The sequence below is a fragment of the Streptomyces sp. NRRL F-2580 genome, assembly GCF_000720115.1.
Classification (GTDB): Bacteria; Actinomycetota; Actinomycetes; order Streptomycetales; family Streptomycetaceae; genus Streptomyces.
The window spans coordinates 135,278-159,951 of the sequence record NZ_JOIR01000009.1; the positions used below are offsets into that span (position 1 = coordinate 135,278).

The window sequence follows — 24,674 nt, forward strand, 5'->3', positions numbered from 1 at the left end:
AAGGCTAGCCGCCCCCACCGACAGCCCCGACCGTCCCGCTCACTCGACCGTCTGGCGGCCCTCGGGGCGGGCGCTGCACGCGTTGCGGAAGGAGCAGTGGTCGCAGTGCTTGCCCGTGGCGGGCGCGAACCGCTCGTCCAGCACCCGGCCGGCGGCGGTCGCGAGCAGGTCGCCGACCCACTCCCCGTCGAGCGGCTGCTGGGCCTGGACCTTGGGGACCGCGTCGCCGCCGTCGCGCTGGGCCGCGCCCTGGCGGAGCTGGACGAGCTCGGCGCCGCCGGGGGTGGGGCGCAGGCCGTCGAAGACCTCGTCGACGGCGCCCTCGCGGACGGCGAGCTGGTAGACGGCGAGCTGGGGGTGGCGGGCGACCTCGTCGCGCGTGGGCGCGGACTTACCGGTCTTGAAGTCGACGACGTACGCACGTCCCTGCGGGTCCGCTTCGACCCGGTCCATGGAACCGCGGATGCGGACGGCGACCTCGCCGGCTTCGAGTGTGACGTCGAACTCGTGCTCCGTGGCCACGGCCGCCCGGCCCCCGCGGTCGGTGGCGTGCCAGCGCAGGAAGCGTTCGAGGGCGGCGCGGGCGTTGTCCTTCTCCTGGCGGGACTTCCAGGGGGCGTCGAAGGCGAGGGCGTCCCACACCGAGTCGAGGCGTTCCATGAGGACGGCCAGGTCGGCGGGGGTACGGCCGGAGGCGACCTCGTCGGCGAGGACGTGGACGACGTTGCCGAAGCCCTGGGCGGCGGTGGCGGGGGTGTCGGCCTTGACCTCGCGGCCGAGGAACCACTGGAGGGAGCAGGTGTTGGCGAGCTGCTCCAGGGCGCTGCCGGACAGGGCGACGGGCCGGTCCCGGTCGCGCAGCGGGACGCTGCTGCGGGTGGGCTCGTACAGGCCCCACCAGCGCTGCGGGTGCGCGGCGGGGACCAGCGGGCGGTCCTCGTCGTCGGTGAGCGCGGCGAGGCGGGCGAGGCGGCGGGCGGCGGCCTCGCGCAGGGCGGGCGAGGCGTCCGGGTCGACGGTGGTGGCGCGCAGCTCGGCGACGAGCGCGGGTACGGCGAGGGGGCGGCGGGGGCGGCCGGTGACGTCCTTGGGGGTGACCCCGAGCTCGGTGAGGAAGCGGGAGGGCTGGTCGCCGTCGTCGGCGGGGGCCTTGACGGCGGTGACGACGAGGCGGTCGCGGGCGCGGGTGGCGGCGACGTAGAAGAGCCGGCGCTCCTCGGCGAGGAGGGCGCCGGGGGTGAGGGGCTCGGCGAGGCCGTCGCGGCCGATGCGGTCGGCCTCCAGGAGGGAGCCGCGGCGGCGGAGGTCGGGCCACAGGCCCTCCTGGACGCCGGCGACGACGACGAGGGACCATTCCAGGCCCTTGGAACGGTGGGCGGTCATCAGGCGGACGGCTTCGGAGCGGGTGGCGCGGGCCGTCAACGTGTCGGCGGCGATGTCCTCCGCCTCCAGTTGTTCGAGGAAGTTGAGCGCGCCGCGGCCGCCGGTGCGTTCCTCGGCGCGGGCAGCGGTGTCGAAGAGGGCGCAGACGGCGTCGAGGTCGCGGTCGGCGTTGCGGCCGGCGGCGCCGCCGCGGCGGGCGCTGCGCTCCAGCCGCTGGGGCCAGGGGGTGCCGTCCCAGAGGATCCACAGGGCCTCTTCGGCGGTGCCGCCGCCCTGGAGCAGCTCGCGGGCCTTGCGCAGGAGCAGGCCGAGGCGCTGCGCTCCGCGGGCGTAGACGGGGTCGTGCGCGGTGAGCCGCTCCGGCTCGGCGAGGGCGCGCGCGAGCAGTACGTCGGAGGGCGCGGGCACCTTGACGCCGGCGGCGCGCTCCTCGTCCCGCAGGGCCCGGCCGAGCCGCCGCAGGTCGGCGGCGTCCATGCCGCCGAGGGGGGAGGTGAGCAGCGCGATCGCCGCCTCTACGCCTCCGGCGGGGTCAGCGGTGTCGGGACCGGGCCCCGGTCCCGCCTCGCCTGCGGGGTCCGCGTCGGCGTGGGGGGATGTTTCCCGCCCGCCCACCCCGAAGCCGCGAGCAGGCTCGCCCTGCTCATCACCTGCGGCCGCCCCGTCGGGCGCACCGGGCCTCGACTCCTCGCCGTTCACGGCGGCACCCGTGCGGGCGTCGCCGGCTCCGGGGCCGGGGACGGCCTCGGCGAGGCTCGGCCCCGACGTCACGCCTCCGGCGGGGTCGGGGCCCGGCCCCGGTCCCGCGTCGCCTGCGGCGGCGTCTGCGGCTTCCGCTTCGGCCGTCGGGGGCAGGGTCGCCGTGGCGATGAGGCGGAGGGCGGTCAGGAGGGGGGTGACGGCGGGTTCGTGGCGCAGGGGGGTGTCCGTGCCGTCGGTTTCGGTGGGGACGCCGGCGGAGATCAGGGCGCGGCGCATCGCCGGGAGGGTGCGGCCGCCGGCGCGGACCAGGACGGCCATGTCCTGCCACGGGACGCCGTCCTCCAGGTGGGCCCGGCGCAGGATGTCGGCGATGTTGTCCAGCTCGGCGCCCGCCGTCGGGTACGTGAAGACCTCCACCCGGCCGCCCTCCCGCACGGGTGCGAGGTTGCGGTGCGCGCGGACCGCCTCGGACGGCAGGCGCGGGACCGGCATCCGGGTGGTGAGGAGACGGGTCGCCGTCAGCAGGGCCGCGCCGGAGCGGCGGCCGACGGTCAGGGCCTTGACCCGCGCGCCCGGGAAGGCGGACTCGAAGTCGAGGATGTTGTTGATGTCCGCGCCGCGGAAGGCGTAGATCGACTGGTCGGGGTCGCCGAAGGCGACGAGCGTGCCGCCCCGGCCGGTCAGGGCCCGCAGCAGCCGCAGCTGCGAGGCGTCCGTGTCCTGGTACTCGTCCACGAAGATCGCGTCGTAGGCCGAGGCCAGGGCGGGGGTGCCTTCCGCCAGGAGGACCGCACGGTGGAGGAGTTCCGCGTAGTCCAGCGTGCCCTGCAGGTCCAGGACGTCCAGGTACTCGGAGAGGAAGGCGGCCGCGGCCTTCCAGTCCGGGCGGCCGATGCGGTCGGCGAAGGAGGAGAGGGCCTGCGGGCCGAGGCCCAGTTCACGGGCGCGGGCCAGCACCGCACGGACCTCGTCGGCGAAGCCGCGCGTGGTCAGCGCCGCCCGCAGGTCGTCGGGCCAGCGGATGGAGCGGCTCCGGCGCTGGCCGTCCAGCAGGGTGCGGACCATCACGTCCTGCTCCGGGCCGGACAGCAGCCGCAGCGGGTCGGCGAAGAGGTCGGTGTCCTGGTGGGCGCGGACCAGGCCGTAGCAGAACGAGTGGAAGGTGGTGGCCTGCGGAGCCCGCGCACCGCCGAGCCGCAGGGCGGCCCGGTCGCGCAGTTCCACCGCCGCCTTGCGGCTGAAGGTGAGGATGAGGACGCGGGCGGGGTCCGCCCCCGCCTCCACCCGGGCGGCGACCGCCTCGACCAGCGTGGTCGTCTTGCCGGTGCCCGGCCCGGCCAGGACGAGGAGTGGTCCGCCGGTGTGGTCAACCACCGCCCGTTGCGCTGCGTCCAGCACAGGGGGATCCACCCGTTCCGGCCCGGTGCGCACCAGGCGGTACGCGTCGGGGGTCCGCGTACGCCGCCGCTCGGCGCGGTGGCTTTCGGAGGAAGAGGTGATCACGTGGGGTGCCGGTCCTGGTGGGTCTGCGGGTGTTGCCGTGACGGCTCGCGGAGAAGCCGAAGAGGCAACGCTACGGCAACCGGCCGACGCCGCGCAGTCCCCCCGGGTACCCCGTACGGACGTTCGCACGGCTGCCCGATCGCCCGTCCGGGCCGCACATGGCCGAAGCTGTCAGGTGTGAGCCTCGTCGCGCGTGCCGTCCCGTCCGGGGTCTCCCGGGGCCCCGTCCCAGCGCGCCCGGCGCATGTCCAGCCGCGGTTCGCCGCCCGCCGTCAGGCGCAGCGGGGTGGCCTCGGCACGGTAGTGCTCCAGGGCGCGCAGCTCGTGGCCGGGCAGTGGTACGCCGTCCGCCCGCACCACGCGCCACCAGGGCACGGCTCCCCCGTACAGGGCCATGACACGCCCGACTTGGCGCGGACCTCCCTCGCCCAGCCATTCGGCGACGTCGCCGTATGTCATCACCCGGCCGGGCGGAATACGCTCGGCCACCTCAAGCACGTGCTCCGCGTACGCGGGCAGCTCCTCACTCATTCAGCACATGGTGCAGTACGCCGGAGGCCCGCCGGCGGAAGTCGGGGTTCCGGACCGGCGCGCACCCTGATGCCCCGCTGGCCCGTCGGTCCGTGCCACCATCTTCCGGGCGGTGACTGGTGATACGTGATCAAGAAGAGACGGATGTGACGACGAAGGAGCAGGGTGTGAGCCCTCCGAACGGCGCGGCGACGGACGACGGCGCGCGCCCAGACGACGGCGCCGCCTCCCGCCCCGAACCCGTTCCGGCGACCCGCCCGGAGGCCGCACCGGAGACCCCGCCGGAGGCCGCACCGAAGGCCACGCCGGATGTCCCGCCGAAGACCCCGCGCGCCGAGGGTGCCCCCGGCACCGCCGGCGGCTGCGGTACGGACGGCGCGAGCGGCGGCGACGCGGAGGGGCCGCACGGCCACGCGCCCACGGCGGCCGACCGCGTCGAGGTCGACGAGCCGCTGCTCGCCGCCCGCGTGCACCGGCCGTCCGACCTCGTACGCCTCCTCGTCGGCATCCTCGGCATCGCCGTCCTGCTCGCCATCGCCGCCTTCGCCCACGGCACCACGGTCGGTCTCGAGGAGGACATCAACAAGGGCACCGGCCAGGCACCGGACCTGCTGATCAAGGTCGCGGCGCTGGTGTCCAGCATCGCGGTGCTGCTGCTGCCGGTCGCCTTCGCCATCGAGCGGCTGATCAAACGCGACGGGCTGCGCATCGCCGACGGCGTGCTCGCCGCCGTCCTCGCGCACGGCGTCACCCTCGCCACCGACCTGTGGGTCTCCCAGGCGGCCCCCGGCACCATCCAGGACGCCCTCACCCGGTCGGCGGGCGGTGGGGCCCTCACCGACCCGGTGCACGGCTACCTCGCGCCCGTCATCGCGTACATGACCGCAGTCGGCATGACCCGCAGACCCCACTGGCGCGTGGCGCTGTGGGTGGTCCTGCTGCTCAACGCCCTCACCATGCTGGTCAACGGGTACACCACGCCCTTCTCGATCATCCTCACCGTGCTGATCGGCTGGAGCGTCGCCTACGGCACCCTCTACGCCGTCGGCTCGCCCAACGTGCGCCCCACCGGGCAGAACCTCCTCGCCGGGCTGCGCCGGGTCGGCTTCCAGCCGGTCAGCGCGATGCGCGCCGAGATGCCCGAGGGCCCCGAGGCGTCCGAGGTGAGCGACCGGGGCCGGCGCTACCACGTCACCCTGGAGGACGGCCCGCCGCTCGACGTGACCGTCGTCGACCGCGAGCAGCAGGCCCAGGGCTTCTTCTACCGGGTCTGGCGCCGGCTCACCCTGCGCGGCATCACCACGGGACGCAGCCTGCTGTCGCTGCGCCAGGCGCTGGAGCAGGAGGCGCTCCTCGCGTACGCGGCCATCGCGGCCGGGGCCAACGCGCAGAAGCTGATCGCCACCTCCGAGCTCGGTCCGGACGCCGTGATGCTCGTGTACGAGCACCTGGACGGCCGGACCATGGACTCGGTCCCCGACGAGGAGATCACCGACGAGCTGATCCGCAACGCGTGGGAGCAGGTACGGGCCCTCCAGTCGCGGCGGATCGCGCACCGGCGGCTCACCGGGGACGCCCTGGTGGTGGATCGTTCCGGCAACGTCATCCTCACCGACCTGCGGGGCGGCGAGATCGCCGCGGGCGATCTGGTGCTCCGGATGGACATCGCCCAGATGCTCACCACGCTCGGCCTGCGGGTCGGCGCGGAGCGGGCGGTGGCCTCGGCGGTGTCGGTGCTCGGCCCGGACGCGGTGGCGGACTGTCTGCCGCTGCTCCAGCCGATCGCGCTGAGCCGTTCCACCCGGGCGACGCTGCGCAGGCTGGCCCGCGAGCGGGCGGAGCGGCAGCGGGAGGCCGTACTGGAGTCCTCGCGGGCGGCGAAGGCGGCGCGCGAGGCGGAGTCCGCGGCCGCGGCCGGCCCGGCCGCCACGCCCGCCGCCTCCTCGGCGGCCGCCGACCGGAAGGCGGAGAAGAAGGCCCTGGACGACGCGCTCGACGGGGCCCGCGAGGAGGATCTGCTGAGCCAGATCCGCCAGCAGGTGCTGCTGATCCGCCCGCAGGCGCCGGTGGAGCCGGCCCGGCTGGAGCGGATCCGGCCGCGCACGCTCGTGTCGTTCATCGCGGGCGCGTTCGGTGCGTACTACCTGCTCACCCAGCTCGCCCACGTGGACTTCGCGACCATCGTCGGCGACGCGCAGTGGGGCTGGGTCGGTGCGGCCCTCGCCTTCTCGGCGCTGACGTACTTCGCGGCGGCGATGAGCCTGCTGGGCTTCGTACCGGAGCGGGTGCCCTTCCTGCGGACGGTGATCGCGCAGGTGGCCGGATCGTTCGTGAAGCTGGTGGCTCCGGCGGCGGTCGGCGGTGTCGCGCTGAACACGCGCTTCCTGCAGCGGGCGGGGGTCCGGCCCGGGCTCGCGGTCGCGAGCGTGGGCGCCTCCCAGCTCTTCGGACTGGCCAGCCACATCCTGCTGCTGCTGTCCTTCGGCTACCTGACCGGGACGGAGAAGACCCCCGAGATGACCCCGTCCCGGGCGGTCATCGCGGGGCTGCTGACGGTGGCCGTGCTGGTGCTGGTGGTGACGGCGGTCCCGTTCATGCGGAAGTTCGTCGTGACGCGGGTACGGGCGCTGTTCGCGGGTGTGGTGCCGCGCATGCTGGACGTGTTGCAGCGGCCGAAGAAGCTGGTGACCGGCATCGGCGGGATGTTGCTGCTGACGGGCTGCTTCGTGATGTGCCTGGACGCGTCGATCCGCGCGTTCGGGGGCGGCGAGGCCATCAGCTACGCGAGCATCGCGGTGGTCTTCCTGGCGGGCAACGCGCTGGGTTCGGCGGCGCCGACGCCGGGCGGCATGGGCGCGGTGGAGACCACGCTGACGCTGGGACTGATCGCGGCCGGGCTGGAGAAGGAGGTCGCGATCTCGGCGGTGCTGTTGTTCCGGCTGATGACCTTCTGGCTGCCGGTGCTGCCGGGGTGGATCTCGTTCAACTTCTTGACCCGCAAAGAGGCCATTTAGCCTCCGGCTCGGAATGCGGGTTCCGGGTGCGGGGTGCACCCCGCACCCCCTACGGTGCTCCGCGCCCGCGCCTCAAACGCCGGCGGGGCTGGAATGGCGCAGCCGCGGCGGGGGACCCGTTTGGGTCAGCGCGGGGGCGGGGGTGGCGGAGGGCGCCCAGGATGGAGGCATGCCGAGAAACGCCTGGCGGGTCACCGCCGCCGCCGCGCTCGCCGCCTCCCTGCTCACCACGGCCGCGTGCTCCGACGACGGCGAAGGGAGCCAGCCGAAAGCCGACGGCACCAAGCCGGCCAAGCCCCTGAAGTGGGGCGACTGCGACGCCCCCACCCCGGCCCAGGGCAGCGGCCCGGTCCCGCCCAAGGACTGGCAGTGCGCCACCCTCGACGTTCCCCGCGACTACGCCGACCCGGGCGGCGAGACCATCCCGATCGCCTTGATCCGCGCCAAGGCCCGCGACCAGAAGAATCGTCTCGGCTCCCTGGTCTTCAACTTCGGCGGCCCCGGCGGCTCCGGCGTCGCCACCCTCCCCGGCGCCGCCAAGGAGTACGAGGCCCTGCGCGCCCGCTACGACCTGGTCAGCTTCGACCCCCGCGGGGTGGGCGCCAGCGCCCCCGTCCGCTGCGAGGACGACAAGCAGCTCGACGTGTACTACTCCCAGGACTCCTCACCGGACACCCCGCAGGAGGAGAAGGCCTACGTCGACAACATCAGGAAGTACCAGGAGGCCTGCAAGAAGAACTCCGCCAAGCTCCTCCCCCACGTCGGCACCCCCGACGCCGCCCGCGACCTGGACCGCATCCGCCAGGCCCTCGGCGACGAGAAGCTGAACTACTTCGGTGTCTCCTACGGCACCGAGCTCGGCGGGGTCTACGCCCACCTCTTCCCCAAGAACGTCGGCCGGGCCGTCTTCGACGCCGTCGTGGACCCGACCAAGAACTCCGAAGAGGGGGCGATGGGCCAGGCCAAGGGCTTCCAGCTCGCCCTCGACAACTTCGCCCAGGACTGCGTGGACCGCGGCGACGAGTGCCGGCTCCAGGGCAGCACGCCCAAGGAGATCGAGGCCAACATCATCAAGCTCCAGAAGGAGCTGGCCGCGAAGCCCATCCCGGGCAGCGGGGCCCGGCAGCTCACCGAGAGCGCCGCCACCAACGGCATCGCGCAGGCCCTGTACTCCAAGGAGCTGTGGCCGCTGCTGGAGCAGGGCCTCGACGAGGCGGAGGGCGGGCAGGGGCAGCTGCTGATGGCCCTGTCCGACGCACTCAACGGCCGTGACCAGCAGGGGCGTTACAGCAACATCGGCGCCGCGAACACCGCCATCAACTGCGTGGACTCCAAGGACCGTTACACCCTGGAGGAGACCAAGGCCGGCCTGCCGGCGTTCCGTTCGGCCTCGCCCGTCTTCGGGGACTTCCTCGGCTGGGCGATGATGAGCTGCACCGACTGGCCGGTGCCCGGCACCTGGGAGACCCCGGACGTGTCCGCCCCCGGCTCCGCCCCGATCCTGGTGATCGGCAACACCGGCGACCCGGCCACCCCGTACGAGGGCGCCCGCAAGATGGTCGAGCGGCTCGGCCCCGGGGTGGGCGTGGAGCTCACGTACAAGGGCGAGGGCCACGGCGCGTACAACAGCGGTGACACCTGCGTGCAGGAGGCCGTGAACTCCTACCTGCTGGACGGGAAGGTGCCGGGCGCCAACACCGTCTGCGCCCCGACACCGGACGCCTCGCAGCCCCCCGCGCAACCGTCGGCCCCGACGGAACCCCTCGGAGCCTAACCCCGGCCCGCCGGGCCGACGGCGTGATCGTAGGGCCATGAAGAAGGGGTGCCCCGTACGGGACACCCCTTCTTCAGACCGCTACGTCTCAGTAGACCGGCTTCTCGGGCTCGATCTGGTGGACCCAGCCGATGACGCCGCCGCCGACGTGCACGGCGTCCGCGAAGCCCGCGGACTTCAGGACCGCGAGGACTTCCGCACTGCGGACACCCGTCTTGCAGTGCAAGACGATGCGCTTGTCCTGCGGCAGGTCCTGCAGGGCGGTGCCCATCAGGAACTCGCCCTTGGGGATCAGCTTCGCGCCGGGGATCGAGACGATCTCGTACTCGTTGATCTCGCGGACGTCGATGATCTCGATGGGCTCGTCGTTGTCGATCCACTCCTTGAGCTGCTTGGGGGTGATCGTCGAACCGAGCGCGGCCTCCTGGGCCTCCTCCGACACGACGCCGCAGAAGGCTTCGTAGTCGATGAGCTCGGTGACGGTCGCGTTCGGACCGCAGACCGCGCAGTCGGGGTCCTTGCGGACCTTGACCTGGCGGTACTGCATCTCCAGGGCGTCGTAGATCATCAGGCGGCCGACCAGCGGCTCGCCGACGCCCGTGAGCACCTTGATGGCCTCGGTGACCTGGATGGACCCGATGGACGCGCAGAGCACGCCCAGCACGCCGCCCTCGGCGCAGCTCGGGACCATGCCCGGCGGCGGGGGCTCCGGGTAGAGGCAGCGGTAGCACGGGCCGTGCTCGGACCAGAAGACCGAGGCCTGGCCGTCGAACCGGTAGATCGAGCCCCACACGTACGGCTTGTTCAGCAGTACGCAGGCGTCGTTGACCAGGTAGCGCGTGGCGAAGTTGTCCGTGCCGTCGACGATGAGGTCGTACTGGCTGAAGATCTCCATCACGTTCTCGGCTTCGAGCCGCTCTTCGTGCAGGACCACGTTCACGTACGGGTTGATGCCCAGCACGCTGTCGCGGGCCGACTCGGCCTTGGAACGGCCGATGTCCGCCTGGCTGTGGATGATCTGGCGCTGCAGGTTCGACTCGTCGACCTCGTCGAACTCCACGATGCCCAGGGTGCCGACGCCGGCCGCGGCCAGGTACATGAGGGCGGGCGAGCCGAGGCCGCCCGCGCCCACGGCCAGCACCTTGGCGTTCTTCAGGCGCTTCTGGCCGTCCATCCCGACATCGGGGATGATCAGGTGGCGGGAGTACCGACGGACCTCGTCAACGGTGAGCTCAGCAGCTGGCTCGACCAGGGGTGGCAGCGACACGGGGACTCCGTAGATGGTGACGTCTTAACGGTGGTTCTCTCCGTAACACTGCCACGCCCGTCTTCATTCCAAGACACCTGTCCCAATTCTTGAGACGATTTCGTCCCAGTACCCGGGCATCGAGGCCCACGGCTCACAGTCCCCGACGGCGCGCCGGTCCGTGAACCAGATCGTGCCCGCGCCCTGCCAGCGGGCGATCCGCATCGCCTCCTCCAGGTGCGTGCGCGGCACCCCGTGGACCAGGTGGCAGAACCGCTCCGGGGGATGGTCCGCGGTCCACTCCGCCACCTGCGACCAGCGGTAGTCGGCCCAGGGCCCGGAGAAGGTGACCAGTTGGTCGGCGGCCTCCGCGTAGCCCTCGTACGGGTGCGTCCCGTGCCCGAGCACGATCCGCAGGTCCTCCCCCAGACCGCGCAGGGTCTCGACGACCCGGCACACGGAGGCCAGGTCCGCCTTGTCGGCCGGGGTCTCGGCGAGGTAGAAACCGCCGACCCCGTACCAGTCGCGGAAGCGGTGGGCGTCGGAGACCAGCTCCCCGAACGACCGCGATCCGTCCCGCATCGCGAGATGGCCGAGGACCGTGCCGCCCGCGCCCCGCAGCTTCGCCGCCGCTTCCGTGCAGTGCGGGTCGGGCCGCCCGCCGGGGCCGTCCGTGACGTTGAGCACGGCCCAGTGCAGCGGGGTGCCGGGGCGGGTCAGCTCGGCCCACTCGACGGGGGCGAGCAGCGGGTGCGCGTAGCCGGGGATGCCGAGGCCGAGGCGGCCGGCCTCGGCCGCGGCGGCGGTCACCGGCCCCGGCGGCGTGGTCAGATGCGGCACGCCGCCTCCATCCAGATGTCCGCGAGGGATTCCTCCAGGTTGATCCGGGGCCGCCAGCCGAGCCGGTCGCGGGCGGTACGGACGTCCGCCTGCTGCCAGGTCCCGCAGCCGTCGGGGTACGGGTACGGCTGGGGGGCCGCGCCGGACAGCTGCTCCGCGGTGGCCTCGGAGCGGGGGGCTCCGATGGAGGCCAGCCCGCCCGGCCGGCCCGGGTGCGGATGGCCCTGCTGGGCTCCGCCGTGCGGGACGTCCAGCTCGTGCAGGGCGCCCCCGTACCCGGCGACCCGGGCCAGGACGGCGGCCGCGTCGCGCAGCCGGACCGCGCGGCCGGTGCCGATGTTGACGACGCCCTGGGCGGCCGACAGGGAGGCGGCGTGCACGGCCCGGGCCACGTCCCGTACGTCCACGAAGTCGCGCTGCACGCCGAGCCCGCTGAGCTTGAGCTCGCCGTCGCCCGACTGCATCGCGCGGCGCATTGCCTCGGCGAGCCGGCCGAGCGGGGATCCGGCGGGGGTGCCGGGGCCGACGGGCGAGAAGATCCGCAGGACGACGGCGTCCAGGCCGGAGCCGAGCACCAGCTCGGTGGCGGCCAGTTTGCTGACGCCGTACGGCCCGCCGGGTCTCGGCACGGCGTCCTCGGCCGTGGAGGACCCGGGCTGACTGGGCCCGTACTCGGCGGCGCAGCCGAGCTGCACGAGCCGCGCCCCGCAGCCGCTGCGGCGCAGCGACTCGCAGATCGTGGCGACGGCGACGGTGTTGTGCCGGGTCAGTTCCCGGGCCCCGCCCCGGGTGGCGCCGGCGCAGTTGATGACGACGCCCGGGTGGACGGCGTCGAGGAAGCGGGTGAGCGCGCCGGGGCTGCCGGTGGCGAGGTCGAAGCGGACGTCGGCGTCGTCGCCGCGGCCGAGCGCGGTGAGCTGGACGGCGGGGTCGGCGAGCAGCCGGTCGGCGACGTAGCGGCCGAGGTATCCGTTGGCTCCGATCAGCAGCACCCTCATGGCGAGACCCCTTGGTTGGTTGGCTGGCCGGTCATGTCTGTTTCTCCTTGCGGACGGGTGGGTGGATGGGGCGGGGTACGGGTACAGCGCCTCGGCGTCGGCTCCGAAGGTCGGTGGTCGTCCCTGCCCCGTCAGGGCCGCGCGTGCGCGGATGCACGGGACAGGGCGAGGAGGGCGTGTACGAGGAGTCCGGCCGCGGCGGCGATCGCCGCCGCCGGGACCGGGATCAGGGCGAGGGCGAGGGCGGCGCCGACGGGGCCGCGGTGGGCGCCGTGCCGGAGCAGGAGCCTCGTCAGGAACAGCAGCAGGGCGAGCGGCACGGCCACCGGGAGCGCGGTGCCGGCGAGCGCGGCCGCCCCCGCGGCGGCCGCGGTGAACAGGGCGACGGCCGCGAAGAGCAGGGGCCGGGCCCGGTCCGCGAAGTCCTCCAGGGCGCGGCTCCCGCCGAGCCGGGCCCGGGCCCCCGCGGCGAACGCGGCGGCGGCCAGGTGCCCGGGGGCGACGGCCAGCGCGAGGCCGACCGCGAGGGCGGCGCCGTGCCGGTGCGCGGCCCAGCCCACGAGGGCCGCGGCCAGCAGGTGCGCGGTGTACGGGAACCGGCCCCCGGCGCTCCGCCCCGGCCACACCAGGGCGGCGACGGTGACGGCCACGGCGACGGGCCCGGCCCACGCCGGCCCGACGGCGGCCGCGCCGAAGGCGAGGGCCCCGGGCAGCAGCGCGTAGCCGAAGCCCCGGAAGGCCGGGGCCCCTGCGGGGGCTCGGCCGGGCCGGCCGGCGGGGTGCTCCCCGCGCGGGCTCCGGGCGTACAGCTCCTCGGCGAGGGAGAAGACGTCGCGGTGGCGGAAGCGGGCGGCGGTGCGGTCGGTGATGCCGTGCGCCTCCAGGCCGGCGGCGATCTCCAGCGGGTCCACGGCCCGCTCGCACAGCTCCCGGTGCCGGTGCAGCAACGCCTTGACCGGATCCCCACCGGCCCGCCGCCGCCCGGGCGTCGCGTCCGCCCCGGCTGCGCGCGGCCCGGCCCCGTCTCCCACCCTGCCGAGGGCGAACTCAGCCTCGCCACTTCCGGCTTCGCCGGGGGCCAATCCAGCCTCGTCGGCGTTTGAGGCGCGGGGGTCCGGGGGCAGCGCCCCCGGCGACGGCGCCGCGCCGGACCGTGCACCAGAGGACGGCATCGCACCTGCGGCGCCGCTGCCGGGGCGCCGCCCCGGACCCCGCGCCTCAAACGCCGGCGGGGCTGATTCTGGCGCGGCCAGGGCTGCGAGATCCCGGGCCGGGGGTGCCGCCGGCCAGGCTGGAGTTGGCGCAGCCAAGGCTGCGAGATCTCGGGCCGAAGGTGCCATCGGCGAGGCTGGATTTGGCGCGGCCAAGGCTGCGAGATCCCCGGCCGGAAGTGCCGCCGACGGGGCTGGAAGAGGCGAGGCTGCGAGGTGCCAGACCGCAGGTGCCGTCGGCGAGGTTGCGAGGGGCCAGGGCTCGGGGGGCGTCAGGGGAGCCGGATGTGCCGGGGGGGCGGTCTGCGGGTCGACGGTGGTCATACGGCGGCCTCCGAGCTGGGGTCCGGGAGGGGCTCGGCCCAGGTCGGGCTGGTCCAGTGGCCCGGGACGCGCGCCTCCGGGGGCCGGGCGAAGGGGACCTCCCCGGCCGGCCGGGCGGAGCCCTTCGCCAACAGCCGCAGGTAGATCTCCTGGAAGGCGGCCACGTTCTGCTCGACGGTGAAGAGCTCAAGGGCCCGCGCCCGCGCGGCGGCGCCGAGCCGCTGCGCGCGCTCGGGATCGCGCAGCAGCGACAGGCAGGCGTCGGCCAGCGCCCGCGGGTTGCGCGGCGGCACGACGAGCCCGGTGCCGCCGATGACCTCGAACACCGCGCCCACGTCGGTGGAGACGGTGGCCCGGCCGCACAACATCGCCTCGGCCAGGGTCACCGGGAAGCCCTCGATGACGGAGGACAGCACGACGACTCGCCCGGCGCCGTACGCCTCGGCCGGGGACGGCGCGTCGGGCCCGCCGATCTCCTCGAAGGTGACGGGGTTCTCCCCGACCGTGACCGCGTCGGCGGCCTCGTCGGGGAAGAGCTGCGCGGCCAGCGAGCGGCAGTCGGCGAGGTAGCCGGGGGCCGCGGCGGTGGCGAAGATCCGCAGCCGGGTGCCGGGCGCGGCCCGGCGGACCTCGGCGAAGGCGTGCAGCAGGGCGATGAGGTCCTTGGTGGGCTCTACCCGGCCGACCCACACGAGCGTGTCGGGATCCCCGCAGTCCGCGGCCTCCCCGACGGAGGCGAATCGGTCCGCCTCCATTCCCGGATAGACGGTGCGCAGCCGTTCGCGGGTGGCCCCGCACTTCTCCTGCCAGCGCCGGGCGTGCGCGTTGCCGGGGGTCAGGAAGTCGGCCCGGGCGTAGATCTCGACGGCCAGCCGCAGGTGGAAGGCAGCGAGCAGGGCCCGTACGGCGGGGCGGTCGGCCGGCTCGCGCCGTGCGTCGAGCTGGGCGAGGTAGTGGGCCCGGAGCTGGACGCCGTACTCGGTCACCAGCAGCGGGACTCCGCAGAAGCGTTTGGCCAGCAGGCCCGGGAGGGCCGCCACCCCGCCCGCCGCCGCGTGGCAGATGTCGGCCGCGCCGAGACCGCCGGGGTCCTCGTACCAGTCGAGGGACAACGGCCGCAGCAGTCGCTCCAGTTCGTCCACGAACTCCAGCAGGTCGGTCACCTGCGCCGCCCGTACGGTGCCGCTCGCGCCCGGCGCCCGGCAGGCGGACTCCAGCGCGCGCACCGCGGACTCGGAGCGCAGTGCCGCATACAGCCCGCCCCGTTCGCGGGCGAGTTCGGCGAGTCCGTACAGCCCGGAGGCGAAGGGGTCGGGCGCGCCGGCGCAGATCCCCTGGACCAGCTCCCGGAAGCATTCGCCGAACCGTCGGCGCTCGCGCCGGGAGTAGCTGCGCCCGTCGTCGGCGGGGGCCCACAGGGGGGCCGTCCGGACGCTGGTGACGTGCTCGGGCAGCGGGACCCGTGCGCGTTCCTGCTCGGCGGTGCGGCTCAGTGCGTAGAGCTCGAACTCGTGCTGCGGGAGCCCGCGCACGAGCCGGTCGCACCACAGCCTCGCCTCTCCCGTCGCATACGGATAACCACCTTCCGTGACCAGTCCGATCCGCACGAGTGGCACCCCCGATCTCCCGTTCAGGCGGTCGCCGTCGGTCAGGCGACCCGCCGCGGGAGAACTCAAGCGGATATGCCGAAGGCGCGACGGACGGTTGTCCGTCGCGCCACCGGAAGGGGTGAAGAGTCGTAACTTTCCCGTACGGTTCGCGTTCGAGCACGCTAGAAGTACGGCCTGACGACTAGGCGAAGGCCTCCTGTCGCGAGGTGCGGCGCTCGGCGGCGAGTACGGGGTCCAGTGCCGGGACCGCGGCCAGCAGCCGGCGGGTGTACGCGTGGACCGGGCGGTCGTAGACCTCGTCCACCGGGCCCTCCTCCACGATCTCGCCGGCCCGCATGACGGCCACCCGGTCGCTGACCTGCCGGACCACCGCCAGGTCGTGCGCGATGAAGACCAGGGCGATGCCGAGCTCCCGCTGGAGCTCCGCCAGCAGGGCGGTGACCTGCGCCTGCGTGGTCACGTCGAGGGCGGAGACCGGCTCGTCGCAGACGATCAGCCGGGGGCGGGGCGCCAGGGCCCGGGCGATGCCGACCCGCTGGCGCTGGCCGCCGCTGAACTCGTGCGGGTAGCGGTCGTAGTGCCCCGGCTCCAGCCCGACGCGCAACAGCAGCTCCCCGACCCGGGCGCGCACGGCCGCCTCGTCCCGCTCCCCGGCCGCGCGCAGCGGGTCGGCGATGGACTCGCCGACGGAGCGGCGCGGGTTGAGGGAGGACACCGGGTCCTGGAACACCATCTGCACGCCGTCGGTGATCCCGACGGCCTCGGCGCCGTCCCGGCGCACCTGCCCGGAACTGGGCTGCAGCAGTCCGACGAGCATCCGCCCGAGCGTGCTCTTGCCGCTGCCGCTCTCCCCCACGATCCCCAGCGTCTCCCCGGCCCGCACGGCCAGCGACACCCCGTCCACGGCCACGACCCGCCGCTTCCCCCGCCCGAACTCCCGCCGCAGCCCGAACACTTCGACAACGGGCTCTCCGGCATCCTTCAGCCCCGCCGACGCCGAACCCGGCCCCGCCGCAGCCAAACCCAGCCCCGCCGGCGATTGAGGCGCGGGTCCGGGCAGAGCCCGGGAGGCCCGCGGCCCGTCCAGCCTCGGCACCGCCGCCAGCAAGGCCCGCGTGTACGGCTCCGCCGGTGCGGCCAGCACGGAAGCCACCGCCCCCCGCTCCACGGCGTGGCCACCCCGCATGACCAGCAGTTCGTCCACGCTCTCCGCCGCCACCCCCACGTCGTGGGTGACCAGCAGCAGCCCGAGCCCCCGCTCCTCCCGCAGCCCGTGCAGCAGGTCCAGGATCTGCGCCTGGACGGTGACGTCCAGCGCGGTGGTCGGCTCGTCGGCGATCAGCAGCCGCGGCTCGCAGGCCAGCGCCATCGCGATGAGGGCCCGCTGCCGCATGCCGCCGCTGAACTCGTGCGGCCGCGCGCGGGAGCGGCGTACCGCGTCCGGGATGCCGACCCGGTCCAGCACCTCGACGGCCCGCGCCCGCGCGGCCCGCCGGGTGACGTCCGCGTGGACCCGGTACACCTCGGCGATCTGGTCGCCGATGGCGTAGTACGGGTCGAGGGAGCTCAGCGGGTCCTGGAAGACCATCGCGGCGGTCCCGCCCCGCAGCCGGCGCAGCTCCGCGGCGGGGGCCGCGGCCACGTCGGTGCCGTCCACCCGGACGGTGCCGGTCAGCCGTGCGCCCGTGCCGCGGTGCAGTCCCAGCAGGGCCGCGGCCACGGTGGACTTGCCGCTGCCGGATTCGCCCACGAGGCCCAGGGCGCGTCCCGCGTCCAGGGTGAAGGAGAGCGCGTCCACGGCCCGTACGTACTCCCCCGCGCCGCCGACCGGGAAGTCGACCACGAGGCCGTCGACCTCCACCAGTGGTTCCGTCATGCGAGGGTCACCCTTCGGTCCGCGGCGGCGTACAACAGGTCGGCGATGGCGCCGGCGAGGACCACGGCGGTGCCGATGGCCAGGACGACGCCGACCACGACGGGCAGGTCCACGACCCGTACCCCGTCGATGAGGGTCTTGCCGAGGCCGGGGATCCCGAAGAGCGACTCGGTGAGCACGGCGCCGCCGATCATCGTGCCGAAGTCCACGGCGCTGAGCGCGATCACGGGGGCCACGGCGCCGCGCACCGCGTGCCGGGTGACGACGGCCCGCTCCCCCACCCCGTAGGCACGGAAGGTGCGGATGTGATCCTCGGCGAGTGTCTCCAGGGTCGAACTTCGGGTGAGCCGGGCGTACTTGGCGCTCTCGAAGAGGCCGAGCGTCACCCACGGCAGGAGCAGGTTCCAGGCCCACTGCTCGGGGTCCTCGGTCAACGGCACGTACGTCGGGAAGGGCAGCCACTGGAGGTAGGCGCAGACGCTCATGAGCAGCAGCAGGCCCAGGATGAAGACGGGGGTGCCGGTCCCGGCGAGCGTGAGGACGGTCAGGGCCCGTTCGGTGATGCCGCCGCGGCGCAGCGCGGACAGCAGTCCGGTGCCGACGCCGACCACCAGCCAGATCACCAGCGCGCCCAGCGCGAGGGAGAGGGTGGCGGGCAGCCGTTCCAGGATGAGCTCGGTGACCTGCTGGTCGTTCTGGTACGAGAATCCCAGGCAGGGCGCGTCGCAGTGCAGGACGAGCCCGGCGCCGCCGGAGTAGTCACGGCCCACCAGCAGTCCCTGGAGGAAGTGCAGGTACTGGGTGAGCGCCGACTCGTTCAGTCCGAGCTGTTCGCGCACCTGGGCGATCTGCGCCGGGTTGCAGCGCTCCCCGCAGGCGAGCCGGGCGGGGTCGCCGGGGGCGAGGTAGAAGAGGGCGTAGATGAGGACGGACAGGGTGAGCAGCACGAGCAGTGCGCCGCCGGTCCGTTTGAGTACGAACCGGGTCACTGCTCGCGCTCCTTTCTGGTGCCGACCCGCAGGCGGGAGCCTTCGCGCGGGTCGAGGGCCGTGCGGACGGCGTCGCCGAGCACGGTGAAGGCGAGCACGGTGACGAAGAGCAGCCCGGCGGGGAGGAGGACGTAGGCGGGGTCGGCGCGGAACCAGGTCTGGGCGCTGGACAGCATCTGTCCCCAGGAGGGGGTGGGCGGTTTCACGCCGACGCCGAGGAAGGACAGCGAGGCCTCGGCCACCATGGCGGTGGGGACCTTGATCGCGGCGTAGGTGATGACGGGCGCGGCCAGCGAGGGCAGCAGTTCGCGGCGGGCGATGCGCAGCGTGCTGTTGCCGGAGAGCCGGGCGGCGTCCACGAAGTCCAGGCCGCGCAGGGCGAGGGTCTGGGCACGCACCATCCGGGCGACGCCGCCCCAGTCGAGCAGTCCGATGATCAGGATCAGCAGTAGCGGCCGCGGGAAGTCGGGCGGGACCACGGCGGTGAGGGCGATGCCGAGCACCAGCATGGGCAGGGCGATCATCACATCGGTGAACCGGCCGATGAGCTGTCCCACGAAGCGGTTGCCGAGCGCGGCGGCGAGCCCGGCGGCCACCCCGACGGCGGTCTGTACGACGGTGGCGCCGAGGGCGACGAGCAGGGAGACCCGGGCGCCGTAGGCGAGCCGGGTGAACAGGTCGCGGCCGGTGCCCGGTTCGACGCCGAGCCAGTGGTCTGCGGAGATCCCGCCGAAGGAGCCGTACGGGACGCCGCCGCGCGCGGAGTCGACGAGGTCGTCGTGGTACGCGTTCGGGTCCTGGCCGGTGAGCTGGGCGAGCAGGGGTGCGGTGAGGGCGACCACGACGAGGAGGGCGAGGACGCCGCCGGCCGCGAGGGCCGCGGGGCGCCGGCGCAGGCGCCGCCCGATCTGGCGGCCGGCGCCCGCGCCCGAGGTGACGATCCCGGGCGCGGGCACCGATCGTTCGGCGGTGACGGTCATTTGACGGAGACCTGCGAGATGTCGAGGACGCCCGTCCAGTCGCTGATCACGACGTTCTTGACGTCCTTGCCGACGAGCCGCTTGTAGACCGGGTGGAAGAGCGGCACGTCGAGGGCCTGCTCACCGATCTTCTTGTCGAGGGCGCCCCAGCGCTTGCCTGCCGCCGCGAGGTCGGTCAGCTTGGCGATCTCGTCGATCTCGGCGTTGACGGCCGGGTCGTTCAGCTGCGCGTGGTTGTAGTTGGAGCCGTTGGTCACGATCTGCCGGCCGTCGAAGATCGGGGCGAGGAAGGGGCCGCCGGACGGCCAGTCGGCGCCCCAGCGGGAGAGGAAGAAGCCGGGGGTGTCCTTGGCGTCCCAGCGCTTCTCGTTGAAGGCGTTGTTCTCCAGTCCCTCCAGCTTGACGGTGATGCCGGCGGCGGCGAGGGACTGCTGGACGGCGGTGGCGACCTCGGGGCTGGTCTGGCGGTTCTGCGCGGTGGAGTGGGTCAGGGTGACGGTGAGGCCGTCGGGGAAGCCCGCCTCCGCCAGCAGCTGCTTGGCCTTGGCCGGGTCGCCGGTCTTGCCCGCCGGGAAGTGGTCGTACGGGGTGAAGCCGAAGGCCTCGCGCTCGGGCAGGAAGGTGGTGGCGGGCTCGGCGAGCGCGGAGCCGCCGGCGGCGTTGATCACGCTGGTGCGGTTGATGGCGTAGGAGACGGCCTGGCGCACCTTCGGGTTGTCGAAGGGGGCCACCTTCGGGTTGAAGGCCAGGTAGTTGACGTAGCCGAAGTGGCCGGTGCCGATGCGCCCCTCCAGCTCCTTGTTGCTGCCGATCTGCGCGAGTTCGGCGGGCCCGAGGTTGGTGTCGGTGGTGATGGCCGCCGCGTCGGGGCCGGAGCTGGTGGACAGGCGCTGGTTGATGACGGCGGAGTCCAGTCCGGAGCGGACGTCGATCTTGTCCGGGTAGGCCTTGCGCTCCTCGTCGGTCTTCTCGTCCCAGTGCTCGTTGCGCTCCAGGGTGAGGTGCTCGCCGTCGTTGTCGTTCTTGACGACCTTGTACGGGCCGGAGGAGACGGGATGCTCCTCGTACTTGACCCCGGTGTCCTTGGCCTTGGGGACGGGCGCGAACTGCGTCTGGGTGGCGACGAAGGGGAACTCGCCCTCGGGCTTGCGCAGTTTGAAGACGATCGTCTTCGCGTCGGGCACGACGATCGAGTCGAGGCCCTTGCCGCCGTCCTTGTAGGGGCCCTCGTACGTCTCCCCGCCGACCAGCCAGTCGCGCAGGTAGGGGGCGCCGCCCGACAGCTCGCCGGCGAAGGACCGCTCGATACCGTACTTGATGTCGGCGGTGGTGATCGGGGAGCCGTCCTCGTACTTCAGCCCGTCCTTGAGCGTGTACGTCCACTCGGTGGCGTCGGCGTTGGGCCTGCCCGTGTCGGTGGCCAGGTCGGGCACGACCTTGGTGCCGGCCGCCCCGGCTTCGCGGTTGCGGGTGGTCAGCGTGCGGAAGACCAGCGAGGGAACGTTTCCGCCGCCCGAGGTGTAGAGGCGGGCCGGGTCGAAGTCGCTCTGCGGCTCGGAGTTGAGGACGGTCAGGGTGCCGCCCTTCTGCGGCGCACCCCCGGCGGCGCCCGGCTTGTCGCCCGAACCGGCCTTGTCCGCGCCGTCCTTGGGCCCGCAGGCGGCGGCGCCCCCGGCCAGTACGAGGCTGACGGCGACCGCGGCCACGCGGCGCGATATGTGGGACTGACGCAACATCGGAGAAGGACCTCTCGGCGTGAAGGAGGAAAGGAGGAGAAGCGGGAGAAGGCCACGCCAGGGGCAGCGATCGGCGCCGGAGAGGGGTCACCGATGACGAAAAGAGCCGCGCCTGCGGGCATGCGTACACCCGGGCGCGGCGAAATACGGAAAAGGGTCGCGGCGCTTCAGGCGAGCGTCAGCGACAGAAGATGTCGGCCACGCTGTGCGCGGTCACACCAAGCAGCGCCAGCTCAATGGCGGCGCTCGCGGTCATGGTGTGGTGCTGCGACATGCGGAGAACCATCGCCGATGATCGGACGGATTGTCAACGCGGGTTCCGGCCCCGATGCTGCCTGACGACATCAACTACCGGGGTACACCCAGGGGTTGGCCTTGCACTGGATTCCGCCGATGTCGAGGGACTTCGTCTGCTGCTGCATGATCGGCGCGAGCGCGCCCGGGGTCTGGCAGTTCACGTGCCCGTGTCCGAGCCGGTGGCCGACCTCGTGGTTGATGAGCATCTGGCGGTAGGCGAACATCTGGTCCGGACCGTAGGTCGCGGATCCCTGCGCCCAGCGGAACGCGTTGATCATGACCCGGGAGGTCGACGCGGAGTCGCAGGAGACGTTGTCCACGGTGGTGTCGAGGTCGGACTTGGCGCACCAGACCCCGGTGGTCCCGGGGCTGGCCAGCGTGATCACGAAATCGGCCTCGCCGCCCGGCACCCGCTCGAAGGTCATCGTGCCCCCGTGGGCCCAGCTGCGCGGGTCGTTGAGGGTGCGCTGGACCGCCTCGGCGAACAGCTGCGGGTCCAGGCCCAGGCCCTGCTCGACGTCGACGCGGTAGCGCACGAGCCTGCCCTTGCCGGGGGCCTTGGCCACACCGGGCACGGTGTCGAAGGTCCCGGGGCCGGTGAGCTTCGCGTCGATCGGCAGCTGCTGGGCCATCTGCTGCTCGTACGTCAGCTCCGGTGCGGGTGCGGCGGAGGGCGCCGCGGGCGCGGCCGCCGCCGCGCCCGGGGTGGGGCGGCCGTCCGAGCGGGAGGCGGCCGTGTCGGACCGGCCCTCGCCGGGGGCGGCCGCGGTACCGGTCTTGGCGCCGTCTCCGTCCGCGATCACCTGGCCCGCGACGACGACGGCGAGGACGGTGGTGACGGCCGCGGCGGCCATGCCGGTGTACGTACGGACCTTCTGGCCGCGGCCGGAGCCGGGCGGCGGCTCCTCGACCGGATCGACCGGTGTGCGCGGCCCGGGCACGCGGCGGTGCGAGCCCGTGGAGGTGAAGGGGTCGGGCTCGGGAGCCCGGGACGGGGCCGGGGCAGGCGCCGGGGCCGGGGCCGGCTGCTCCAGGACCACCTGGGGGAAGCCCACCGCGGGAGTGCCGAAGGCCGGGGTGTCGCAGTCCAGGAGGGCCGCGCCCGCGGCGGGCGCAGCCGGGGCCGTGCCGCCGGTGGCGCGGCGGGGGCGCGGGACCCCGCGCCAGTCCCCGTACACGGAGTCGGGGCGGGCCCCCCAGGCGCCGCCGGGCTCGTACTGCTGGGGGTGCCCCCCGGCCCGGGCGCCGGCGAACGGCGGGTCCTGGGAGACGTACCCCTGGTGGTTCACGGTGGGTTCGGGCCGGTGCGCGGCGGCCTGTTCCTCGTACGGCCACGACTCGTACTCCGCCTGCGGCGGGGCGGGAGCGGGGGCCGCGGCAGGAGCCGTGGCCGGGCTCGGGCCCTTGCGACTATGTCGTCCCACGGTCCTCAGCCTCTGCCGTCTTCGGTATCTCGGTCGGTCTCGCCCTCGCCCGTGCCGGTGTCGTGCAGCAGCTCCCGGAAGGCGGCGGCGACCACCTCGGGGTACTCCATCATCGCCACGTGCCCGGCCTCGGGAAGGGTCAGCAGCCGCGAACCCCGGAAGGCGGCGGCGGCCCTGTGCGCCATACGGTACGAGACCAGTTGGTCCCGGCCACCGTAGACCAGCAGAGACGGCGCGAGAACCCGCTGCGCCTGGCGCCACAGCCCGTGCTGGCCGCCGAGGGTGTAGGCGTCGACGATGCCGCGCGAGGAGCGGGTCATCGCCTCCCAGAAGTACGGAAGGGCCATGCGCCTCTCCATCTCCTCCACGGCGTGGCGGAATCCCTCGGGTGTCACCCGGGAGGGGTCTCCGTAACAGAGGTCCGTCACCCCACGGGTGCGCTGCTCGGCGCTGAGGCCCCGCGTCAACCGGCTGAAGAGCCCCGCCACCCCCGGTACGGCGAGCAGCGCGGTCGGCACGGCCGACTTCTGCACGCGCAGTTCGGGCAGGGCGGGCGAGACCAGCGTGAGGGTGCGCACGAGGTCGGGCCGGACGGCCGCGACCCGGGTGGAGACGGCGCCGCCCAGGGAGTTCCCGAACAGGTGGACGGGACCGCGCCCGGCGGCGTCGAGGTGACGGATGACGGCGCGGGCGAACGCGGTGACGGAGTAGTCGCGGTCGGCGGGCGGCGGGGACCAGCCGAAGCCGGGCAGGTCCAGGGCCTCGCCGTCGACGGTGTCGGCCAGCTGCGCCATGAGGTCCGACCAGTTCTGCGAGGAACCGCCCAGTCCGTGCACGAAGAGCGCCGGCGGCAGCCCCGTGCGCAGGGGCGGGCGCACCCGCACGGCCAGTTCCAGCCCGGGCAGCGCGGCGGTGACCACCTGCTCTCCCTCGGCCACCCGGACGGCTCCCACCAGGGAGGACGGCTCGGCGGTGGACCGTACGCCCGGCAGCTCGGTCGAAGACATGCGGGCAATGTTACGAGACGATCACGCTCCACTTCCTGTGTTCGCGGTCACAGACACATGCGGATCCGGATCCGGATCCGCATAGCGGTGCATCCTCGATCCTCCTAGGCTCATAGGTGAGAGCAAGGAAGCGAGGGGAGCGGCATGACTGTCGACCCTGCGGAGCCGGACACCTTCCGGGAGCCATTCCCGGAAACCCTCGACCCTGAGGCGCCCGAGGCGGATGTGGCGGAGCAGCAGGCCGACCTCCGGCCGGACGAGGACGACCCGATGACCGGTGCGGAGGTGGGCGAGGCCGCGGACGGGGATGCGGCCGAGCAGGCGCGGGTGGTGCCGCTCGACGAGGACGACTACCGCTGACCGACCTCCGACCGACCGCTGACCAGCGCCTCCGGGCCGTCCGTACCGCGAGAAAACTCGGCTTGAACCCTCCAGATTCGGTTACCGAAAAGTACGATGGCGGGCGCGGCGCAGAGCGCACTGTGTTCTTAGAGAAAGTGGGAGGCGGCGTGACAGCCATCGAGCAGACCGAGGCAGCGCGTCCGCGGGGCACGCGACTGCCGCGCCGAGCCCGACGCAACCAGCTCCTGGGCGCGGCGCAGGAGGTTTTCGTCGCGCAGGGTTACCACGCGGCGGCGATGGACGACATCGCCGAGCGTGCCGGAGTGAGCAAGCCGGTGCTGTACCAGCACTTCCCCGGCAAGCTCGACCTGTACCTGGCGCTGCTGGACCAGCACTGCGAGGCCCTGTTGCTGGCCGTGCGCACCGCGCTCGCGTCGACGACGGACAACAAGCTGCGCGTGGCCGCCACGATGGACGCGTACTTCGCGTACGTGGAGGAGGAGGGCGGCGCCTTCCGGCTGGTCTTCGAGTCCGACCTGACGAACGAGCCGGCGGTGCGCGAGCGCGTGGACCGCGTCTCGCTCCAGTGCGCCGAGGCCATCTGCGAGGTCATCGCCGAGGACACCGGGCTGTCCCGGGACGAGTCGATGCTGCTGGCCGTGGGCCTGGGCGGGGTCTCGCAGGTCGTGGCCCGCTACTGGCTGTCCAGCGAGAGCCCGGTCGCCCGTGACACGGCGGTCGGCCTGCTGACCTCGCTCGCCTGGCGCGGTATCGCCGGCTTCCCGCTGCACGGCGCCGAGCCGAGTGCCGAACTGGGCTGAGCCGACCGGCCCACGGCCCGTACCTGCCGTTGTTCGCTGCCAGCGTGTCCGTTCCGCGCGGTCCCC

Annotated in this window: 18 protein-coding genes; 4 read left to right on the plus strand and 14 right to left on the minus strand. The window is 73.8% G+C overall.

The window, feature by feature from the left end; translation table 11 throughout:
• Positions 1–39 precede the first annotated feature (39 nt).
• Complete coding sequence (locus IF88_RS0111505; protein ID WP_063754786.1) at positions 40–3,585, minus strand: ATP-dependent helicase; 3,546 nt, start codon at positions 3,583–3,585, stop codon at positions 40–42.
• A gap of 174 nt (positions 3,586–3,759) precedes the next feature.
• Entirely contained in the window at positions 3,760–4,119 is a 360-nt protein-coding gene (locus IF88_RS0111510) for an MGMT family protein (RefSeq protein WP_051836735.1), read from the minus strand.
• Between the two features lie 119 nt (positions 4,120–4,238).
• On the opposite strand from IF88_RS0111510, the gene IF88_RS0111515 reads away from it, so the two are divergent.
• Both IF88_RS0111515 and IF88_RS0111520 read left to right on the plus strand, forming a co-directional pair.
• Positions 4,239–7,133, plus strand: a complete 2,895-nt coding sequence (locus IF88_RS0111515; protein WP_078892842.1) for a lysylphosphatidylglycerol synthase transmembrane domain-containing protein — start codon at positions 4,239–4,241, stop codon at positions 7,131–7,133.
• 169 nt (positions 7,134–7,302) lie between these two features.
• Positions 7,303–8,907: an alpha/beta hydrolase gene (locus IF88_RS0111520; protein ID WP_107050519.1), complete on the plus strand. Its 1,605-nt coding sequence runs from the start codon at positions 7,303–7,305 to the stop codon at positions 8,905–8,907.
• An 88-nt stretch (positions 8,908–8,995) separates the two neighbouring features.
• Here the strand turns inward: IF88_RS0111520 and moeZ are convergent, their stop codons facing one another.
• From moeZ to IF88_RS0111580, 12 genes are all read right to left on the minus strand, one after another.
• On the minus strand, positions 8,996–10,174 hold the full coding sequence (moeZ, locus tag IF88_RS0111525; protein WP_030709977.1) for an adenylyltransferase/sulfurtransferase MoeZ: 1,179 nt from the start codon (positions 10,172–10,174) through the stop codon (positions 8,996–8,998).
• 63 nt (positions 10,175–10,237) lie between these two features.
• Positions 10,238–10,993, minus strand: a complete 756-nt coding sequence (locus tag IF88_RS0111530; RefSeq protein WP_030709978.1) for a spherulation-specific family 4 protein — start codon at positions 10,991–10,993, stop codon at positions 10,238–10,240.
• Complete coding sequence (locus IF88_RS0111535; RefSeq protein ID WP_030709979.1) at positions 10,981–11,991, minus strand: NAD-dependent epimerase/dehydratase; 1,011 nt, start codon at positions 11,989–11,991, stop codon at positions 10,981–10,983. The genes IF88_RS0111530 and IF88_RS0111535 overlap by 13 nt, the downstream gene beginning before the upstream one ends.
• Before the next feature lie 131 nt (positions 11,992–12,122).
• The gene (locus IF88_RS0111540; RefSeq protein WP_234323490.1) at positions 12,123–13,022 is read right to left on the minus strand and encodes a hypothetical protein; all 900 of its coding nucleotides are present in this window, start codon (positions 13,020–13,022) and stop codon (positions 12,123–12,125) included.
• 500 nt (positions 13,023–13,522) lie between these two features.
• On the minus strand, positions 13,523–15,133 hold the full coding sequence (locus IF88_RS0111545) for a DUF3492 domain-containing protein (RefSeq protein WP_030709982.1): 1,611 nt from the start codon (positions 15,131–15,133) through the stop codon (positions 13,523–13,525).
• Positions 15,134–15,317: 184 nt separating this feature from the next.
• Positions 15,318–17,012, minus strand: coding sequence for a dipeptide ABC transporter ATP-binding protein (locus tag IF88_RS0111550; protein WP_030709984.1), 1,695 nt, complete (start codon positions 17,010–17,012; stop codon positions 15,318–15,320).
• Positions 17,009–18,001 carry an ABC transporter permease gene (locus IF88_RS0111555; RefSeq protein ID WP_030709987.1) on the minus strand — a complete coding sequence of 331 codons (993 nt, stop codon included), beginning with the start codon at positions 17,999–18,001 and terminating at the stop codon, positions 17,009–17,011. Before IF88_RS0111555 ends, IF88_RS0111550 begins: the two co-directional genes overlap by 4 nt.
• Positions 17,998–18,981, minus strand: coding sequence for an ABC transporter permease (locus IF88_RS0111560; RefSeq protein WP_030709988.1), 984 nt, complete (start codon positions 18,979–18,981; stop codon positions 17,998–18,000). Before IF88_RS0111560 ends, IF88_RS0111555 begins: the two co-directional genes overlap by 4 nt.
• On the minus strand, positions 18,978–20,717 hold the full coding sequence (locus IF88_RS0111565; protein WP_030709989.1) for an ABC transporter substrate-binding protein: 1,740 nt from the start codon (positions 20,715–20,717) through the stop codon (positions 18,978–18,980). The genes IF88_RS0111560 and IF88_RS0111565 overlap by 4 nt, the downstream gene beginning before the upstream one ends.
• A gap of 178 nt (positions 20,718–20,895) precedes the next feature.
• Positions 20,896–20,991: an Ms4533A family Cys-rich leader peptide gene (locus tag IF88_RS49320; protein WP_319729120.1), complete on the minus strand. Its 96-nt coding sequence runs from the start codon at positions 20,989–20,991 to the stop codon at positions 20,896–20,898.
• A gap of 70 nt (positions 20,992–21,061) precedes the next feature.
• A complete protein-coding gene (locus tag IF88_RS0111575) occupies positions 21,062–22,438 on the minus strand; it encodes a DUF3152 domain-containing protein (protein ID WP_078892844.1) in 1,377 nt (458 codons plus the stop codon).
• A 5-nt stretch (positions 22,439–22,443) separates the two neighbouring features.
• Positions 22,444–23,445 (minus strand): alpha/beta fold hydrolase, encoded by a 1,002-nt coding sequence (locus IF88_RS0111580; RefSeq protein ID WP_030709991.1) that lies wholly within the window; start codon positions 23,443–23,445, stop codon positions 22,444–22,446.
• Between the two features lie 144 nt (positions 23,446–23,589).
• Between IF88_RS0111580 and IF88_RS0111585 the strand changes: the two genes are divergently transcribed.
• Together IF88_RS0111585 and IF88_RS0111590 are read left to right on the plus strand one after the other, a co-directional pair.
• A complete protein-coding gene (locus IF88_RS0111585) occupies positions 23,590–23,805 on the plus strand; it encodes a hypothetical protein (RefSeq protein WP_030709992.1) in 216 nt (71 codons plus the stop codon).
• Positions 23,806–23,954: 149 nt separating this feature from the next.
• On the plus strand, positions 23,955–24,608 hold the full coding sequence (locus tag IF88_RS0111590; protein WP_030709994.1) for a TetR/AcrR family transcriptional regulator: 654 nt from the start codon (positions 23,955–23,957) through the stop codon (positions 24,606–24,608).
• The last annotated feature ends 66 nt before the right edge of the window (positions 24,609–24,674 follow it).

Coding starts and splice junctions, on each gene's coding strand:
- IF88_RS0111510 (WP_051836735.1), bottom strand. CDS start 4,119: ATGAGTGAGGAGCTGCCCGCGTACGCGGAGCACGTGCTTGAGGTGGCC.
- IF88_RS0111520 (WP_107050519.1), top strand. CDS start 7,303: ATGCCGAGAAACGCCTGGCGGGTCACCGCCGCCGCCGCGCTCGCCGCC.
- IF88_RS0111535 (WP_030709979.1), bottom strand. CDS start 11,991: ATGAGGGTGCTGCTGATCGGAGCCAACGGATACCTCGGCCGCTACGTC.
- IF88_RS0111550 (WP_030709984.1), bottom strand. CDS start 17,012: ATGACGGAACCACTGGTGGAGGTCGACGGCCTCGTGGTCGACTTCCCG.
- IF88_RS0111560 (WP_030709988.1), bottom strand. CDS start 18,981: ATGACCGTCACCGCCGAACGATCGGTGCCCGCGCCCGGGATCGTCACC.
- IF88_RS0111565 (WP_030709989.1), bottom strand. CDS start 20,717: ATGTTGCGTCAGTCCCACATATCGCGCCGCGTGGCCGCGGTCGCCGTC.
- IF88_RS49320 (WP_319729120.1), bottom strand. CDS start 20,991: ATGTCGCAGCACCACACCATGACCGCGAGCGCCGCCATTGAGCTGGCG.
- IF88_RS0111580 (WP_030709991.1), bottom strand. CDS start 23,445: ATGTCTTCGACCGAGCTGCCGGGCGTACGGTCCACCGCCGAGCCGTCC.
- IF88_RS0111585 (WP_030709992.1), top strand. CDS start 23,590: ATGACTGTCGACCCTGCGGAGCCGGACACCTTCCGGGAGCCATTCCCG.